Origin of the sequence: Streptomyces deccanensis (assembly GCF_022385335.1) — a bacterium.
Lineage (GTDB): Bacteria > Actinomycetota > Actinomycetes > Streptomycetales > Streptomycetaceae > Streptomyces > Streptomyces deccanensis.
Genome location: NZ_CP092431.1, coordinates 7,607,343 through 7,624,663, shown reverse-complemented (window position 1 = coordinate 7,624,663; position 17,321 = coordinate 7,607,343). Strand labels below are relative to the sequence as shown.

Here is a 17,321-nt window from a genome sequence, read left to right as displayed (position 1 = left end):
GTCACTGTCCTTCCCGGTCGGATACGACCGAAGCGTATCGATTCCCACCCGTTGTGCCGCTTGTGCTGCTGTTGCCGCTCGCGCCGTCCACGGCGGCATGACCACCGGTGGACCCGAAGCCCCCCTCGGCCCGCGCCGAGTCGGGAAGCTCCGCCACCTCGCGGAAGCGCACCTTCTCGACCTGCTGGACGACCAGTTGGGCAATCCGGTCGAAGCGCTCGAACCGTACGGCTTCATACGGGTCGAGATTCACCACGATCACCTTGATCTCCCCACGGTACCCGGCATCAACCGTCCCCGGGGCATTCACCAGGGCGACGCCGCAGCGGGCGGCGAGACCGGACCGCGGGTGCACGAAGGCCGCGTACCCCTCGGGGAGCGCGATGGACACTCCCGTGGGGAGCACGGCCCGCTCTCCGGGCTTCAACTCCCGGCTCTCCGTGGTGCGCAGATCGGCTCCCGCGTCACCGGGCTGCGCGTAGTCCGGGAGCGGCACGTCGGGGTCGACGCGCCGGATCAGAACGTCGAGAGGGGGACGGCCGCCGCTCACGGGTTCACCTCGAAGGCACGGGCCCGCCGGACCTGGTCGGGGTCGTTCATGGCCGCCTGGATCTCCTCCTCGCGGCCGTGGTCGATGAAGTGGTCGACCTTGACCTCGACGAAGAGCGCGTCGGCGCGGACGGCGAGCGGTCCGTCGGGGCCGCCGATGCGTCCCTCGGCGGTCGCGAAGATCTTCCGCCCGGCCACGGCCGTGACCTCGGCACTCAGATGCAGCACGGTGCCCACGGGGACGGGCCGCATGAAGTCGGTCTCCAGCCGCCCGGTCACCGCGATGGTGCGCAGCAGCCAGGTGAGGGACCCGAGGGTCTCGTCCAGGGCGCTGGCCAGGACCCCGCCGTGGGCGAGCCCCGGGGCCCCCTGATGAGCGGCCCGCACGGTGAACTCGGCGGTGAGAGTGACGCCTTCGCCGGCCCTCGCCTCCAGGTGCAGCCCGTGGGGCTGCTCGCCACCGCAGCCGAAACACTGCCCGTAGTGCGCGCCGAGCAGCTCTCCGGGGGCGGGTGCCTCGGGATGGCGTACGGGCGCCGTGGCGTCCGCCGGGGGCCGCAGGGCCGCGGAAGTACCTCTCACAGCCGCAGACCTTACCCGTCCGTCAGCCTCCGGCCACCGCCCCTACGGGCAGGGTTTCCCCTCGGACGCCCCTACTTCGGGGCCGGAGGGTCCGCATGCCAAGCTTGACGCCATGCAGCATTCCGTCCCGCCGTACGAAGAACGCCTCACCGCTCCCCGCACGTGGTGGCTGGTCTGCCTCCTGGTCGGCGTCTCGATGGCCCTCATCCTGCTGCCGTTCGGCACGCTCCCCCTGCTGGGCGGCCTCGCCGGCGGGACCGCGGTCGCGGCGGTCGTCACCAGCTCGTACGGGTCGGTCCGTATCCGCGTCGTCGGTGACTCCCTGATCGCGGGCGAGGCGAAGATCCCGGTGAGCGCCCTCGGCGAACCGGAGATCCTGGACCGGGAGGAGGCCCAGGCCTGGCGCACCCACAAGGCCAACCCGCACGCCTTCATGCTCCTGCGCGCCTACATCCCGAGGGCCCTCCGCATCCCGATCACCGACCCGACGGACCCGACCCCCTACGTCTACCTGTCGACCCGGGACCCGGAACGCGTGGCAGCGGCACTGGAAGCGGCGAAGAAGACGACGGCGTAGCGCGGGCCGACGCGCCGCGCGCCTTGGGGCCGACAACGCGCAGCCGCGCGGGATGCCGCCGGTGCCCCAGCGGCTGATGCGCCTCGGGTGCGCAGCCGGGCCAAGGCGGACGACACACCCGCCCGAGGGCCCGGCCTGCTGCCGACGGCACTCAGCGGCGCGCCACCCGGCCGACCGCACCACGCCACCGGACAGTCCCGCTACGACGCGCCTCTTCGGTCACCGACGCTCGGGGCACGGCCGACGGCCCAACGACGGAACACGACCGCGCTGCGGAGCGCGGACGCGGGCGGTACACCCGTTCGACAGCGGGGGATGCGACTTGTCGGCGGGCGACGCTCGGCGGCACTGAAGCACCCGCTGCGGCGGAGACGACGGGGCAGAGCCGACGCGGGCGCACCAACGCGAGCGGTGCCCCTCTCGGCCGCGGCCCCCTTCTCTAGCTGAACTCTTACCGCTCACCGGCTCCTCGCTGCCGAGCAGCGCATTTCGGCGGTGCCGGAGTCGGGCGCGCGCCAACCCCACCCGCTCACGCCCGCCCGCCCTGCAGCCGTGCGGCGCTACGGCTCGTCCCGGCCGTCCCCGCCGAGTTCCTCCGGCAGCTCCCCCACCGGCACCGGATCCGTCGGCTTCTCCAGCGGCGGCAGTTCCGGCAGCGCCTCCCACGGCACCTGCATGCGCCGCAGGTCCTTACGGATCCGCTCGGCGAGGTGCTTGGTGTCCCGGCGGTTCATGACCGCCCCGACCGCGGCGCCCACCAGAAACGGCATCAGGTTCGGCAGATTCCGCACCATCCGCTTCATGATCTGCTGCCGCAGCTGCCGCTTGATCTGCCCACCGAGCGCCGAGTTGATCGTCGTCGGCTTCAGCACGTCGATCCCGCGCTCACCGGACCAGGAGTCCAGATACGCGGTACTGCGCTGCCGCAGATTCCCCGGCGGCCGCACCCCGTACACCTCGTGCAGCTCGGCGATGAGCTTCAGCTCGATCGCGGCGACGCCGGTGATCTCGGCGGCCAGCTCCGCGGGCATGGCGGGCGGCGCCGGCAGCATCGCGGCGGCCCCGACGCCCGCGCCGACCGTGGAGGACGCGTTGGCGGCCCCCGCCACCAGCTTGTCGGCGATCTGCTCGGGCCCCAGCCCCGGGAACTGGGCGCGCAGGGTCGCGAGATCGCGTACGGGGATCCGCGGGGCGATCTCGATGACGCGGTCGGTGATGTACGCGAGCCCCGCTCTGGCCCGGTCACCGCTCTTGCGAGCCCCGACCTTGAGGCCCTGTCTCACTCCGTCCCGGACGGCGGCGACGGCGGCCGACCGCCGTCTGGCGACCGGCGCCGGATTCTCCACCGGAACGGGCAGGCGTCCCTGCTCGTCCGTGGCGCTCTCCGACGCCGCGCCGGACGCACGTTCGAGCGAGGCCGCTCCCTGTTCGGAGGAGCCCCGCTCGTCGTCACGCACGCCGTCGGAGCCGTCGTACGGCCCCTGGTCCGCTCCCTCGCGGGAGCGGCGCTTCCATGGAGGGGTCGAGCCAGTCACGGCCGACCCCGCCTCAGTCGCAGTCGCGGCAGATCGGCTGACCGTTCTTCTCGCGGGCCAGCTGGCTGCGGTGGTGCACCAGGAAGCAGCTCATGCACGTGAACTCGTCCTGCTGCTTGGGCAGCACCCGGACGGCCAGCTCCTCGTTCGAGAGGTCGGCCCCGGGCAGTTCCAGGCCTTCGGCGGCCTCGAACTCGTCGACGTCCACGGCGGAGGTCGACTTGTCGTTCCGGCGAGCCTTGAGCTCTTCAAGACTGTCCGAGTCGACGTCGTCGTCGGTCTTGCGTGGGGTGTCGTAATCCGTTGCCATGTCGCTCTCCCCCTCTGGGTGTCTGCGGTGTCTCCAGCGCACGTAACGCGTGAGAGGCCGGACTTGTGCCCGACCTGAGGCGGAGATTTTGCCTCACATCAAGGTCTGTTACTCAATCGACACCCAACCGGACTCCTCAAGAGTGATCGGCTTGGATGGCGAACGGGACCGTACACGGTCCTGAGGCTGCATTTCAAAGGCGCCTCAGCATGTACTTCCCGTGATCTCAACCCCCGAAAACCCGGATTTTCCCGGCTTTACGACGGCTGCATGATCACGCTCGGTAGATGGCTGGAAAATCGCCCCTGTGATCGATCACACATCGGTCGTGCACGACCGTTTCGATCAGGCGCCCGGGAAATTCCGCGCAAAGCGAACACGTCCCGGAACCGGGGGTCATTTTCTCAGACCGGCAGGGTCACACGCATCACCAGCCCGCCTCCTTCACGTGGCCGGGCGGCGATATGGCCGCCGTGGGCGCGGGCCACGGACCGGACGATCGACAGGCCGAGGCCCACCCCCTTGTCGCTGCCCGTGCGTTCCGTACGCAGCCGCCGGAACGGCTCGAAAAGGTTGTCGATCTCGTACGCCGGGACCACGGGCCCGGTGTTCGTGACCACCAGCAGGGCCTGTCCGTGCTGCAGCTCCGTGGTGACCTCCACCCAGCCGCCCGCGCCCTGCACGTTGTACCGGACGGCGTTCTGGACGAGGTTCAGGGCGATCCGCTCCAGCAGGACGCCATTGCCCTGGACGACCGCGGGGGCCCGCTCGCCGCGGATCTCCACCTTCTTGGCGTCCGCCTCGGAGCGCACCTGGTCGATGGCCCGCGAGGCGACCTCGGCGAGGTCCACCGGCTTGCGTTCGACGATCTGGTTGTCGCTGCGGGCGAGCAGCAGCAGACCCTCGACGAGCTGCTCACTGCGCTCGTTGGTGGCCAGCAGGGTCTTGCCCAGCTGCTGCAGTTCGGTCGGCGCGTTCGGGTCGGAGAGGTGCACCTCGAGGAGCGTGCGGTTGATCGCGAGCGGTGTCCTCAGCTCGTGCGAGGCGTTCCCGACGAAGCGTTGCTGGGCCGTGAAGGCCCGCTGGAGTCGCTCCAGCATCTCGTCGAAGGTGTCCGCGAGCTCCTTCAGCTCGTCGTCCGGACCGTCCAGCTCGATCCGGCGGGACAGGTCCGAGCCGGCCACCGCGCGGGCGGTGCGAGTGATCCGGCCGAGCGGCGCGAGCACCCGGCCCGCCATCGCGTACCCGAAGGCGAACGCGATCACGGCGAGCCCCAGCAGGGCCAGCAGGGAGCGGCTGAGCAGGGTGTCCAGGGCGACCTTGCGCTGGTCGTCGATACAGGCGGCGATCGCGGCGTTGAAGTCCGCGAGCCGCACGTTCGTCGAACCGGCGTCCACCGCGGGGCACTTCTCGCTGGTGACACTGATGTCCGTGCCGCCCACGATCTTGAACAGCGGGGCGTTGCCCGTGTTCACGGCCTGGGCGGCCAGCAGGTAGATGATCGACAGCAGCAGGATCCCAGCGATCAGGAACATGCCGCCGTACAGCAGCGTGAGCCGTATCCGGATGGTCGGGCGCAGCCACGGGAGCGGGTTCTGGGGCCGCCTGGGGTCCCAGGTGGGCTTCGGGGGCGCCAACGGAGGCGCGGGGGTGGTGGCCATGGCGGATCAGATCCGGTAGCCGGAACCGGGCACGGTGACGATGACCGGCGGTTCGCCGAGCTTGCGGCGCAGCGTCATGACCGTCACGCGTACGACGTTGGTGAACGGGTCGGTGTTCTCGTCCCAGGCCTTCTCCAGGAGCTGTTCCGCCGAGACGACCGCGCCCTCGCTGCGCATCAGCACCTCCAGGACCGCGAACTCCTTCGGCGCGAGCTGGACCTCCTTGCCGTCGCGGAAGACCTCGCGGCGGTTGGGGTCGAGCTTGATGCCGGCGCGCTCCAGGACGGGCGGCAGCGGCACGCTCGTACGCCGGCCGAGGGCACGCACGCGTGCGATGAGCTCGCTGAACGCGAAGGGCTTGGGCAGATAGTCGTCGGCGCCGATCTCCAGGCCCTCGACGCGGTCGCTGACGTCGCCGGACGCGGTGAGCATCAGCACGCGCGTGGGCAGGCCGAGCTCGACCACCTTGCGGCACACGTCGTCGCCGTGGACGAGGGGGAGGTCGCGGTCGAGAACGACCACGTCGTAGTCGTTGACGCCGATGCGTTCCAGAGCGGCCGCACCGTCGTACACGACGTCGACGGCCATGGCCTCCCGGCGCAGTCCGGTGGCCACCGCATCGGCGAGCAGTTGCTCGTCCTCGACGACGAGTACGCGCACGTCGCTTGTCCTTCCTCTGTCCACCCGCGTAGCGCGCCATGAGCGCGCACGGGCAGGGTGTTCGTGGGTGTGTGACCTCCATCCTGCCTTTTTCGGCCGTAAGTCGGCTGTAAGACGACCCCGCGCAGGAAGGACCGGGATGCTCGACCGGGAATGCGGGACTTTTTCGTCCGGTTGAGGTTTCCGTACGAAAGACCGGGGGGAGGACGGCTTTACACCCCGCGATCACGCTCTGCTTGTGCCGCACCACCATGCGGTACGGGCTGTCCGCTTTTCCGCAGAGCGGGCGTGGGTGTCCGGCACCGTCGCCGCCCGGCCAGGGTGGCGCTGGGCATCCACAGGAGACGTGATCGCCCCTTCCGAACGGCACACCCCCGTGCCAACGACCCACGACCCAGGACGAGGGGGCGCAGCATGGACGCATTCACCGCAGGACTTCTGCAGCGCATAAGGGCGACCGAGTCCGACCTGACCAGGGCTCGCGACGAGGGCGACGACTTCCTCGTCGAGGTGGAGCAGGGCGAGCTCGACGACCTGCGCCGCCTCGCCGCCGACCACGGTGTGGAGGTCGGCGCGTACAGCGTCTGATTACCGACCCATACGCACGACGGCGAGACCCCCGGCAGATCCAGACGGGGGTCTCGCTCTTTTTGTCAGTCGTGCCAGGCGCCCAAGGCGTCCAGGCGGGTCTGGAGGGCCTCGAAGAGGGCCGGTGGGGCCGCGATGGTCAGGTCGGGTGAGAGGGGCTCTCCGGGGCGGCCACCGGTCAGGGCGCCCGCTTCCCGGGCGATGACGTCGCCCGCCGCGTAGTCCCACTCGTTCAGGCCGCGCTCGTAGTACGCGTCCAGACGGCCCGCGGCCACGTCGCAGAGGTCGATCGCGGCGGAGCCACCGCGCCGGATGTCCCGGACGTGGGGGATCAGCTCGCGCAGCACGTCGGCCTGCTTGGCCCGGCGCTCGGCGCGGTAGCCGAAGCCGGTGCCGACGAGGGCCAGCGCCGGCTCGGGGGCGGGTCGCACGCGCGCGGGGCGGTCGTTCAGGAAGGCGCCCTCGCCGAGGACGGCCCGGAAGGTCTCGCCGCGCACCGGGGCGTGGACCACGCCCACGACCGTCTCGCCGTCCACCCGGGCGGCGATGGAGACGGCCCAACTGGGCAGTCCGTAGAGGTAGTTGACGGTGCCGTCGAGGGGGTCGATCACCCACTGGACGCCGCTGGTGCCCGCGACGCTGGCGCCCTCCTCGCCGAGCACGCCGTCGTTCGGCCTGCGCTCGGCCAGCAGGCCGGTGATCAGCTTCTCGGAGGCGATGTCCATCTCGGTGACGACGTCGACCGCGCTGGTCTTGGTGGCGGCGACGCCCAGATCGGCGGGCCGGCCGTCGCGCAGGAAGTCCCCCGCGCGGCGGGCGGCGTCCAGGGCGATCTCCAGCAGTTCGGCCTTCAGGCCGTCCGGACGCTCGGGCTGGTCGGTCACGGTGCTCCTCACGCGTACGGGCTGTCGACGCCCGCGACGGCGGGCTGCGGGGTCCTGGCCGGGCAGCAGCCGACCGGGCACAGGTTGTGGCTCGCGCCGAGCGCGCCGAGGGCGCAGGGGGTGACCGCGTCCTCGCCGCGCTCGACCGCCGCGCGCTCCAGGACCAGGTCACGGATCGCGGCGGCGAACCGGGGGTCGGCGCCCACGGTGGCGGAGCGGCGGACGGGCAGGCCCAGTTCCTCGCCCTTGGCCATGGCCTCGGTGTCGAGGTCGTACAGGACCTCCATGTGGTCCGAGACGAACCCGATGGGCGCCATCACGACGGCGGGGACGCCGGCCGCGTGGCGCTCCTCGATGTGGTCGCAGATGTCCGGCTCCAGCCAGGGGATGTGCGGGGCGCCGGAACGGGACTGGTAGACGAGCTGCCAGGGGTGTTCGACGCCGGTCCGCTCGCGCACGGCGTCGGCGATGAGCTTCGAGACGTCCAGGTGCTCCGCGACGTACGCGCCGCCGTCCCCGTGGTCCTCGACCGGGCCGGAGGTGTCCGCCGAGGCGTTGGGGATGGAGTGCGTGCAGAAGGCGAGGTGGGCACCGTCGCGGACGTCCTCGGGAAGGTCGGCGAGCGACTCCAGGACGCCGTCGATCATGGGCTCCAGGAAGCCGGGGTGGTTGAAGTAGTGCCTGATCTTGTCGATCCTCGGCAGCTCCAGGCCCTCGGCCTCCAGGGCGGCGAGCGAGTCGGCCAGGTTCTCGCGGTACTGGCGGCACCCCGAGTACGAGGCGTACGCGCTGGTGGCGAGGACCAGGATGCGGCGGCGGCCGTCGGTGACCATCTCACGCAGGGTGTCGGTCAGGTAGGGCGCCCAGTTGCGGTTGCCCCAGTAGACCGGCAGGTCCAGGCCGTTCTCGGCGAAGTCCTTGCGGAGGGCGTCGAGCAGGGCGCGGTTCTGGTCGTTGATGGGGCTGACCCCGCCGAACAGGAAGTAGTGCTGCCCGACTTCCTTGAGGCGCTCCTTGGGGATGCCGCGACCCCGCGTCACGTTCTCCAGGAACGGGACCACGTCGTCCGGGCCTTCCGGGCCGCCGAAGGAGAGCAGGAGCAGGGCGTCGTAGGGGGTGGCGTCGTGCGCGTGTGGCATGTCTCCGATCCTGCCACCCGGCACCGACGGGCGGGATCTCGGCCCATCCCCGAGAATGACTTAGGGTTACCTCACCCGTAAGCTGTATCGACTGAGTTCGCGCCTTACGAGGAACTCATCCCTCCGCTTCCCGGAACGACCGGAGCCCTCGTGCCCAGCCCCTACACCGCCCTGTTCGCCGCGCCCGGCACCAAGGGCTTCACCGCCGCGGGTCTCCTCGGCCGGATGCCGCTGTCCATGATGGGCATCGGCGTGGTCACGATGATCTCCCAGCTCACCGGGCGGTACGGCCTGGCCGGAGCGCTCTCGGCGACCATCGCGCTGTCCGCCGCCGTGCTCGGCCCGCAGATCTCGCGGCTGGTGGACCAGTACGGGCAGCGGCGGGTGCTGCGCCCGGCGACCCTCGTGGCGCTGGCCGCCGCCACGGGACTCCTGCTCGCCGCGCACTACGGCGGGCCGGACTGGGTGCTGTACCTCTGCTCGGCCGGCATCGGCTGTGTGCCGAGCCTCGGGGCGATGACGCGGGCGCGCTGGGCGGCGCTCTACCGGGACACCCCGCAACTGCACACCGCGTACTCCTTCGAGTCCGTCGTCGACGAGGTGTGCTTCATCTTCGGGCCGATCATCTCCATCGGGCTGTCCACGGCGTGGTTCCCGGAGGCCGGACCGCTGCTCGCCGCCTGCTTCCTGGCGGCCGGGGTCTTCTGGCTGACGGCCCAGCGCGCCACCGAACCGGCGCCCCATCCGCGCGAGCGTCACGTCAAGGGGCGTTCGGCGCTGCGCTCGCCCGGGCTGCAGGTCCTGGTGGCGACGTTCGTGGCCACCGGAGCGATCTTCGGAGCGGTCGACGTGGTCACCGTGGCCTTCGCCGAGGAGCGGGGCCACAAGGCCGCCGCGAGCGTGGTCCTGGCCCTCTACGCGGCCGGTTCCTGCGCCGCGGGCATCGTCTTCGGGCTGCTGCGCTTCTCCGGTGCGGCGGAACGTCGTTGGCTGCTGGGCGTGTGCGGCATGGCCGTGAGTATGATCCCCCTCCTACTGGTCGGAAACTTGCCGTTTCTGGCCGTGGCGCTCTTCGTGGCGGGACTGTCCATCGCACCCACGATGATCACGACGATGTCCCTCATCGAAGAGCACGTACCACGCACGCAACTGACCGAGGGCATGACCTGGGTGGGCACCGGGCTCGCGGTCGGGGTCGCGCTCGGGTCCTCGGTCTCCGGCTGGGTGATCGACGCGGCCGGGGCGAAGGCGGGGTACGTGGTTCCGGCGGCCTCCGGAGCCGTCGCGGTCGCGGTCGGTTTTCTCGGGTACCGCCGGCTGCGCAGGCCGGCTCCAAGGCGGGGAGGGCCCCATGAGCACCACAGTGATCGGCAAGAGCGGCACGTGGCGTAACTGGGCGGGGAACGTCACCGCCCGCCCCGTACGGGAGGTCACCCCGGCCACCGTCGAGGAACTGGCCGCGGCGGTACGGCAGGCGGCCGAGGACGACCTCCGGGTGAAGGCCGTCGGGACGGGCCACTCCTTCACCGCGGCCGCCGCGACCGACGGCGTGCTGATCCGCCCGCAACTGCTGACGGGCATACGCAGGATCGACCGTGAGGCCATGACCGTCACGGTCGCCGCCGGCACTCCGCTGAAGCGGCTCAACCTGGCTCTCGCGCGCGAGGGGCTCTCGCTCACCAACATGGGCGACATCATGGAGCAGACGGTCTCGGGCGCCACCAGCACCGGCACCCACGGCACCGGCCGCGACTCGGCCTCGATCGCCGCCCAGATCCGGGGGCTCGAACTGGTCACCGCCGACGGCTCGGTGCTGACCTGTTCCGCGACGGAGAACCCCGACGTCTTCGCGGCCGCCCGCGTCGGCATCGGCGCCCTCGGCATCGTCACCGCGATCACCTTCGCCGTGGAGCCGATCTTCCTGCTCACGGCACGCGAGGAACCGATGCCGTTCGAGAGGGTGCTGGCCGAGTTCGACGAACTGCACGCCGAGAACGAGCACTTCGAGTTCTACTGGTTCCCGCACACCGGCAACACCAACACCAAACGCAACAACCGCAGCGCGGGCCCCGAGAAGCCGGTCCCCCAGCTGAACAGCTGGTTCGAGGACGAGTTCCTCTCCAACGGCGTCTTCCAGGTGGCCAACTGGGTGGGCCAGGCGGTCCCCGCCACCATCCCGACGATCGCGCAGATCTCCAGTCGCGCCCTGTCCGCCCGGACCTACACCGACATCCCCTACAAGGTCTTCACCTCTCCGCGCCGAGTCCGGTTCGTGGAGATGGAGTTCGCCGTTCCGCGCGAGGCCGTGGTGGACACGCTGCGTGAACTCAAGGCGATGGTCGACCGTTCGAACCTGCGCGTCAGCTTCCCCGTGGAGGTGCGCACCGCGCCGGCCGACGACATCACGCTCTCCACCGCCTCCGGCCGCGAGAGTGCCTATGTCGCCGTGCACATGTTCAAAGGCACGCCCTATCAGGCGTACTTCACCGCTGCCGAGCGGATCTTCACCGCGCACGAGGGACGGCCGCACTGGGGCAAGGTGCACACGCGGGACACGGACTATTTCGCCAAGGTCTACCCGCGCTTCGGCGAGTTCACCGCGCTGCGTGACCGGCTCGATCCCGAACGGCGTTTCCAGAACGACTACTTGCGCCGGGTGCTCGGGGCGTAGTCGGCCGGGCGGTTCTGGCGATCATGTGAAGCACGTCCCTCCCGGGGTTACGAAAAGGTCTGTTCCGGCAGCGGATCGACGTCCGACATGAGAAGTTGAGCGGCGTGCCGATCCACGCAAGTGGCCCGAATGGAGTACTGTTGCGAGCCCTGGGTCCGGACTCCCGCCAGGGTGTCCGGGGCCTTCGAGGACCGCCGGGAGGGGGATCGTTGCACAGGGTGATGAGGTTCGTCACTTAGCGTTGCGAATTGATAACCGTGCCATAACGGCGGCCTCGGGCTCACGCCCGACACGCCGGGCAACTCGGCAAGGTTGTGGCAGGCTGCACCCGGGCAGGCCACACTCGACTAGCGGAAGCAGCGACGCACGTGACGTCGGCAGGCACCACCCGGGAGGTCCCCATGCCCGAACTGCGTGTCGTGGCCGTCTCCAATGACGGCACACGGCTGGTGCTGAAGGCTGCCGATTCCACGGAGTACACGCTGCCGATCGACGAGCGGCTGCGTGCCGCCGTGCGCGGCGACCGTCCCCGCCTCGGCCAGATCGAGATCGAGGTGGAGAGCCATCTCCGGCCCCGTGACATCCAGGCGCGGATACGCGCGGGTGCCACGGCCGAGGAGGTCGCGCAGCTCGCCGGCATCCCCGTCGACCGGGTCCGCCGGTTCGAGGGCCCCGTCCTCGCCGAGCGGGCCTTCATGGCAGAGCGGGCGCGCAAGACCCCGGTCCGCCGCCCCGGCGAGAACGCCGCGGGACCCCAGCTCGGCGAGGCCGTCCAGGAGCGTCTGCTGCTGCGCGGTGCCGAGAAGGACACCGTCCAGTGGGACTCGTGGCGCCGCGACGACGGCACCTGGGAAGTGCTGTTGGTGTACTGCGTCGCGGGTGAACCGCACTCGGCGAGCTGGACCTACGACCCGCCCCGGCGGCTCGTCCAGGCCGTCGACGACGAGGCGCGCTCGCTGATCGGCGAGTCCGACGACCTCGGGACGCCCGAGCCGAGCTTCCCGTTCGTGCCGAGGATCGCGCGGCTCCCCCGTGACCGCCCCCTGGACCGCCAGGCGGAACGTCCCGTCCTGCCCGCGCCGCCCGAGGCCGACGAGGACATGGTGAGCGAGCGCGACTCGCTCACCAGCATCCTGGAGGCCGTTCCCAGCTACCGGGGCGACCTGGTGGTGCCCGAACTGCCCTCCGCCGAACCGCAGGAGGAGTCCTCCTCCGTCGAGGAAGTGGCGGAGGAGGAGTCCGCGGCCCCCGCGGCCTCGGCCGGTTCCGCCTACGCGGACGTCCTCATGCCTCGGTCGGTCAACGGCCACCGCGACCGGCTCATCGGCGCCACCGACCGCCAGGCCGAGGCGGACGGCGTCCGGCCGGGGCGGCGCGCGGCAGTGCCGAGCTGGGACGAGATCGTGTTCGGGACGAGACGCAAGAAGCAGGAGTAACGTCCCCACGGCGGTGGGGAATCGGAGCGGTCACTCGTTCCACTCCGTCCGGCGGATCCGTTTCTCTCGGGTGCAGGATCGGTCATTCATACGTGTGCGGGGCCCGCGTCGTTCAGACGCGGGCCCCCGCGCGTGCCGTCAGCTCCGGGTCACTGGGGGTCGGACCCGGTGGCCACCGGGCGCTCGCCGTCCCGGGACCACTCCGACCACGAGCCCACGTACAGGGCCGCCGGGATGCCCGCCACGGCCAGCGCCAGCACCTGGTGGGCGCCGGAGACACCGGAGCCGCAGTACACGCCGACCTCGGAGTCGGCGGTCACGCCGAGTCCCTCGAAGCGGTCGCTCAGTTCGGCGGCGGTGCGGAAGCGGCCGGATTCGGCCACGTTCTCCGTGGTGGGGGCCGACACCGCGCCCGGGATGTGCCCGCCGACCGGGTCGATGGGTTCCACGTCGCCCCGGTAGCGTTCGGCGGCCCGTGCGTCCAGGAGCAGTCCGGTGCGGGCCAGCGCGGCGGCACCGTCCGCGTCGAGCAGCGGCAGCGCGCCGGGGACGGGCTCGAAGGTGCCGGGGGCGGGCTCCGGGATCTCGGCCGTCAGCGCGCCGGTCCAGGCCGCCAGACCACCGTCCAGGACGCGCACGGAGGGGTGGCCGGCCCAGCGGAGCAGCCACCACGCGCGCGCGGCGGCCCAGTTGAGCCCGCCGTCGTACACGACGACGGGCCGGTCGGCCGAGACGCCGGCCGCGCGCATCGCCGCGCCGAAGGTACCGAGGTCGGGCAGCGGATGGCGGCCGCCGGAACCCGCCGGACCGGCGAGTTCGGCGTCCAGGTCGACGAAGACGGCCCCCGGGATGTGGGCCTTCTCGTACTCGGGGCGCAGGTTCGGGCCGCCCAACTGCCAGCGGACGTCCAGGATCACCGGCGGGCGGTCTCCCGCCAGTTCGTGTCCGAGGTCGGAGGCCGAGATGATGACGTTCATGGCCCCATCCTCGCGCACGGGGTGGCCGCCCGGCCCGGCTCCGGCTACTCTGCCCGCCGGGCGGTGCCGATCACCGGGTGTACGGGGTCGGGCACGAGCCGTACAACCGATGGACACCACACGGCACCGGCGCGGACGACAGCCGGGACCGGCGAGCCGGGCATCCTCGCGTACGTACGCGTCGTACGGCGGTGCGGCGCGGGCCGGTGGCACTACGGGTGGTGCGAGCATCGGCACGGGGCGTGATCGCGCGTGGACGCGGTACACGCGTACCGAGGGCGACGGACACGGCCACCGCGAGGGGCCGAGGAGAGAGTGACGATGACCGAGGCACGGGGGTCGACCGGCCTGAACGGCGCGGTGTATCCACCGGGCACACCTTGCTGGGTGAGCCTGATGGTGCACGGGACGGCCACGACCCAGGAGTTCTACGGGGCCCTGTTCGGCTGGGAGTTCCAGCCCGGCCCCCAGCAGCTCGGCCCGTATGTGCGGGCACTGCTCGACGGGCGCCAGGTGGCGGGGATCGGCCAGCTGCCGCCGGACCGTCATCTCCCCATCGCCTGGACGCCCTACTTCGCCTCGCCCGACGCGGACCGGACCGCGGAGACCGTGCGGCACTGCGGAGGCACCGTCGGCGTGGGCCCGTTGGACGCCGGTGACGCGGGCCGTCTGGTGATCGCCTCCGACCCCGCGGGCGCCGTCTTCGGCATCTGGCAGGCGGTGGAGCACCTCGGCGCGGACATCACCGGCGTCCCCGGCACGCCCGCCTGGGACGAACTCCTCACCGTCGACAGCTCACTGGTCGCCAAGTTCTACGAGACGGTGTTCGGCTACGAGGAGGAGCCGGTGGTCTCGGCCGACCTCGACTACGTCACCCTGCGCGTCGGGGGGCGCCCGGTGGCCGGCATCCATGGCGTCGGCGGCGCGCTCCCCCGTGACCGGGGCCCCCACTGGCTGACCTACTTCGAGGTGACCGACCCCGCCGAGGCCGCCAACCGCGTCATCGAACTCGGCGGCCACGTCCTCGAACCGGCCCATGACACCCCTCACGGGCCGGTCGCGACCCTGGCCGACCCGGAGGGCGCGAAGTTCGCGGTGGTGCGCACGGAACACCGGACCGCCGGCGGAGGCGGTCACACGGCCGAGTGAACCGGTGCGCGGAACCGCGTCGGGACCGGCATCGGGCCCGGCGTCGGCATCGGCTTCGGCATCCGCGTCGGGGCCTGTGCCGAGGTCAGACCGTCTCTACCGGCAGGACGTCCGGGGAGAGGGCGCCCGCGTGGGCCGTGGCCGCCGTCATCCGGCGGCGGTGGTGACGGCGGCAGAGGACCTCGTAGCCGATGTCGTCCGGCTGGTTGACGTCGCCGACGACGACCTGGGCGCCCTCCACGACCATCTGACCGCCTATGGTGCGGGCGTTGTGGGTGGCACGGGCGCCGCACCAGCACAGGGCCTCGACCTGGAGAACCTCGACGCGGTCGGCCAGCTCGACCAGGCGTTGGGAGCCGGGGAAGAGCTTGGAGCGGAAGTCGGTCGTGATGCCGAAGGCGTAGACGTCCAGGCCCAGGTCGTCCACGACGCGGGCGAGTTGGTCGATCTGCCCCGGGGCGAGGAACTGGGCCTCGTCGGCGATCACATAGTCCGCGCGGCGGCCCTGGGAGAGGTGGTCGACGAGGTAGGCGTAGAGGTCCTGGCCGTCCTCGACCTCCACCGCGTCGGTCACCAGGCCGAGCCGTGACGACAGTTTGCCCTCGCCGGCGCGGTCGTCACGCGTGAAGATCATGCCCTGCAGGCCGCGCGCCGAGCGGTTGTGCTCTATCTGGAGGGCCAGCGTGGACTTCCCGCAGTCCATGGTTCCGGAGAAGAACACCAGCTCGGGCATGTCGAGTTGAGCACCTTTCGGCGAGGAGGGCGAGACCGGCGGGTCCGGCGGGAGGCGGGTGAGCGGCGGCGGGGCCCCTCAGGAGCGTACTTCGAGGAGCGGGACCAGCTGTTCGACGGGGGTCATCGAACCGTGGTTGCCGACCATCGCCGACTCCTTGGGCTCCCGCTCGGAGGCGACGATCAGGACGTCGTCGTGGGCCGCCGCGACCACGTCCCCAATGCGCGCGTACACGCGTTCGTCGATGTGCGGGCCGAACCAGCCCGCCGCGACGGCCTCGTCGCGCGAGGCGATCCAGAACTGCTCGCCGAGCACCTCGCGCCAGCAGGTCAGGACGTCCGACTCGGCGCCCGGCACCGCGTACACGTGGCGGGCCCGGCCCTCGCCGCCCAGCAGGGCGACCCCGGCGCGCAGCTCCCAGTCCTCGTCGAAGTCGATGCGGTGCTGCTCGTCGAACGGAATGTCGATCATGCCGTGGTCGGCGGTGACGTACAGGGCGGTGCGCGGCGGCAGTTGCTCGGCCAGGCGCTGGACCAGCCGGTCGACGTGCATGAGCTGGCCGCGCCAGGCGTCGGAGTCGACCCCGAAACGGTGTCCCGCTCCGTCCAGCTCGGAGTAGTAGGTGTAGATCAACGCTCGGTCCCCGGCGGCCAGTTGCTCGGCGGCCAGGTCCATGCGGTCCTCGCCGGAGAGGCGGCCGTGGAAGGTGCCGCCGCTCAGCGCGATCTGGGTGAGGGGCGTGTTCTGGAAGGCCGGAGAGGTGACCTGGGCGGTGTGCACACCCGCCCGGTCGGCGAGCTGGAAGATCGTGGGGTACGGCTGCCACGCCTGCGGCGACGTCCACGGCTGCCAGCGGAGCTGGTTCATCAGCTCGCCGGTCCGCGGATCGCGGACCGTGTAGCCGGGCAGTCCGTGTGCGCCCGGCGGCAGGCCGGTGCCGACGGAGGCGAGGGAGGTCGCGGTGGTGGCGGGGTACCCGGCGGTGATGGGCCGGCCGGTGCCGCCGCGCGAGGACGCGAGCAGCGCCGTCAGGTAGGGCGCCTCGTCGGGGTGTGCCTTCAGCTGCTCCCAGCCCAGGCCGTCGACCAGGAACACACAGGCGCGGTCGGCCGCTGTCAGTTCCGGTATCGAAGCGGTCGTGTCGGGGACCCCCATGCCCGCCGCGAGGGTGGGCAGAAGGTCGGCGAGCGAACCGACGCCGTACTCGGGGACGGGGGCGGAGCCGAGGGCCAGGGGTTCCGGGTGGTCCCAGGTGGGCAGGGCCATCAGCGGGCGGTGTCCGCGGTCGCCTCGGAGAGGGACTGCGCGAAGGCGAGGGCCTGACGCACGGTCTCCGGGCCGTCCCCTGCCTCGCTCACGCGCAGGCTGAGGTCGTCCGCCGTCGAGCTGCCCGTGTACCCGTGGTCCGCCTCGCAGTTGGGGTCGCCGCAGGCGGCGGGCTCCAGGTCGATGCGGGAGACGGCTCCCCAGCCGATGGTCAGGACGACCTCGCGGGGCAGGGTGCCCGGGGTGTACGACTCGGGATTGGCGACGACCCGGCTGAGCACGACCGACGAGATGCGGCCGATCTTCACCGACTCGGTCGACGTCGTGGCGTACGGCGTGGGCGACGTACTGTCGGCGGCCTGCTCGTCGGTGTGGCTCACGATGAAGCGGTTGCCCGTGAGGACGAGGACGGTGACGTGCCGCCGCACCTCGTTCGCGTCGAAGGTCGTCTCCTGATGGACCAGGTACGACTTGATGGCCTCGCCGCCGACAGCGGCCTCCACCGCCTCGGCCACGAGGGCCGGGTAGTAGCCGCTGCGCTCGATCGCCGCACGCAGCCCCTGGGTCGTCGTACTGGTCTTGGCCATGACGTCCATCCTACGGT

At 71.5% G+C, this 17,321-nt stretch carries 18 protein-coding genes; 6 read left to right on the top strand and 12 right to left on the bottom strand.

Going from position 1 to position 17,321, the window contains the following annotated elements; all coding sequences use genetic code 11:
* Position 1: 1 nt before the first annotated feature.
* Positions 2-550 carry a dUTP diphosphatase gene (dut, locus tag L3078_RS33720; protein WP_239757697.1) on the bottom strand — a complete coding sequence of 183 codons (549 nt, stop codon included), beginning with the start codon at positions 548-550 and terminating at the stop codon, positions 2-4.
* A complete protein-coding gene (locus L3078_RS33715) occupies positions 547-1,131 on the bottom strand; it encodes a PaaI family thioesterase (protein WP_239757696.1) in 585 nt (194 codons plus the stop codon). The genes dut and L3078_RS33715 overlap by 4 nt, the downstream gene beginning before the upstream one ends.
* A 112-nt stretch (positions 1,132-1,243) precedes the next feature.
* Between L3078_RS33715 and L3078_RS33710 the strand changes: the two genes are divergently transcribed.
* On the top strand, positions 1,244-1,708 hold the full coding sequence (locus L3078_RS33710; protein WP_239757695.1) for a DUF3093 domain-containing protein: 465 nt from the start codon (positions 1,244-1,246) through the stop codon (positions 1,706-1,708).
* A gap of 560 nt (positions 1,709-2,268) precedes the next feature.
* Here the strand turns inward: L3078_RS33710 and L3078_RS33705 are convergent.
* The 4 genes from L3078_RS33705 to L3078_RS33690 form a co-directional block, all read right to left on the bottom strand.
* Positions 2,269-3,243: a hypothetical protein gene (locus L3078_RS33705; RefSeq protein WP_239757693.1), complete on the bottom strand. Its 975-nt coding sequence runs from the start codon at positions 3,241-3,243 to the stop codon at positions 2,269-2,271.
* A 13-nt stretch (positions 3,244-3,256) separates the two neighbouring features.
* A complete protein-coding gene (locus L3078_RS33700; RefSeq protein ID WP_005481602.1) occupies positions 3,257-3,553 on the bottom strand; it encodes a DUF4193 domain-containing protein in 297 nt (98 codons plus the stop codon).
* A gap of 404 nt (positions 3,554-3,957) precedes the next feature.
* The gene (locus tag L3078_RS33695; protein ID WP_239757692.1) at positions 3,958-5,214 is read right to left on the bottom strand and encodes a sensor histidine kinase; all 1,257 of its coding nucleotides are present in this window, start codon (positions 5,212-5,214) and stop codon (positions 3,958-3,960) included.
* 6 nt (positions 5,215-5,220) lie between these two features.
* Positions 5,221-5,874, bottom strand: coding sequence for a response regulator transcription factor (locus L3078_RS33690; RefSeq protein WP_046917975.1), 654 nt, complete (start codon positions 5,872-5,874; stop codon positions 5,221-5,223).
* A 414-nt stretch (positions 5,875-6,288) separates the two neighbouring features.
* Between L3078_RS33690 and L3078_RS33685 the strand changes: the two genes are divergently transcribed.
* Complete coding sequence (locus tag L3078_RS33685) at positions 6,289-6,462, top strand: hypothetical protein (RefSeq protein WP_192829560.1); 174 nt, start codon at positions 6,289-6,291, stop codon at positions 6,460-6,462.
* A 65-nt stretch (positions 6,463-6,527) separates the two neighbouring features.
* Here the strand turns inward: L3078_RS33685 and L3078_RS33680 are convergent, their stop codons facing one another.
* Entirely contained in the window at positions 6,528-7,346 is an 819-nt protein-coding gene (locus L3078_RS33680; RefSeq protein ID WP_239757690.1) for an inositol monophosphatase family protein, read from the bottom strand.
* Positions 7,347-7,354: 8 nt separating this feature from the next.
* Complete coding sequence (locus L3078_RS33675) at positions 7,355-8,485, bottom strand: ferrochelatase (protein WP_239757689.1); 1,131 nt, start codon at positions 8,483-8,485, stop codon at positions 7,355-7,357.
* Positions 8,486-8,635: 150 nt separating this feature from the next.
* Between L3078_RS33675 and L3078_RS33670 the strand changes: the two genes are divergently transcribed.
* From L3078_RS33670 to sepH, 3 genes are all read left to right on the top strand, one after another.
* Positions 8,636-9,877 (top strand): MFS transporter, encoded by a 1,242-nt coding sequence (locus tag L3078_RS33670; protein WP_239757687.1) that lies wholly within the window; start codon positions 8,636-8,638, stop codon positions 9,875-9,877.
* Positions 9,837-11,156 (top strand): D-arabinono-1,4-lactone oxidase, encoded by a 1,320-nt coding sequence (locus L3078_RS33665; protein ID WP_239757686.1) that lies wholly within the window; start codon positions 9,837-9,839, stop codon positions 11,154-11,156. The genes L3078_RS33670 and L3078_RS33665 overlap by 41 nt, the downstream gene beginning before the upstream one ends.
* Before the next feature lie 401 nt (positions 11,157-11,557).
* Positions 11,558-12,592, top strand: a complete 1,035-nt coding sequence (gene sepH / locus L3078_RS33660) for a septation protein SepH (RefSeq protein ID WP_239757685.1) — start codon at positions 11,558-11,560, stop codon at positions 12,590-12,592.
* 149 nt (positions 12,593-12,741) lie between these two features.
* On the opposite strand, the gene L3078_RS33655 is transcribed toward sepH, so the two are convergent.
* Positions 12,742-13,569, bottom strand: a complete 828-nt coding sequence (locus L3078_RS33655) for a sulfurtransferase (RefSeq protein WP_239757684.1) — start codon at positions 13,567-13,569, stop codon at positions 12,742-12,744.
* A 321-nt stretch (positions 13,570-13,890) separates the two neighbouring features.
* Here L3078_RS33655 and L3078_RS33650 point away from each other — a divergent pair, with 321 nt between their 5' ends.
* A complete protein-coding gene (locus L3078_RS33650; RefSeq protein WP_239757683.1) occupies positions 13,891-14,718 on the top strand; it encodes a VOC family protein in 828 nt (275 codons plus the stop codon).
* Between the two features lie 85 nt (positions 14,719-14,803).
* Here L3078_RS33650 and L3078_RS33645 read toward each other — a convergent pair whose 3' ends face one another.
* From L3078_RS33645 to L3078_RS33635, 3 genes are all read right to left on the bottom strand, one after another.
* The gene (locus tag L3078_RS33645; protein WP_045561074.1) at positions 14,804-15,451 is read right to left on the bottom strand and encodes a thymidine kinase; all 648 of its coding nucleotides are present in this window, start codon (positions 15,449-15,451) and stop codon (positions 14,804-14,806) included.
* A 78-nt stretch (positions 15,452-15,529) separates the two neighbouring features.
* Positions 15,530-16,717, bottom strand: coding sequence for an alkaline phosphatase family protein (locus tag L3078_RS33640; RefSeq protein WP_239757682.1), 1,188 nt, complete (start codon positions 16,715-16,717; stop codon positions 15,530-15,532).
* Complete coding sequence (locus L3078_RS33635) at positions 16,717-17,304, bottom strand: DUF5998 family protein (protein WP_184900191.1); 588 nt, start codon at positions 17,302-17,304, stop codon at positions 16,717-16,719. The genes L3078_RS33640 and L3078_RS33635 overlap by 1 nt, the downstream gene beginning before the upstream one ends.
* Positions 17,305-17,321: the final 17 nt, after the last annotated feature.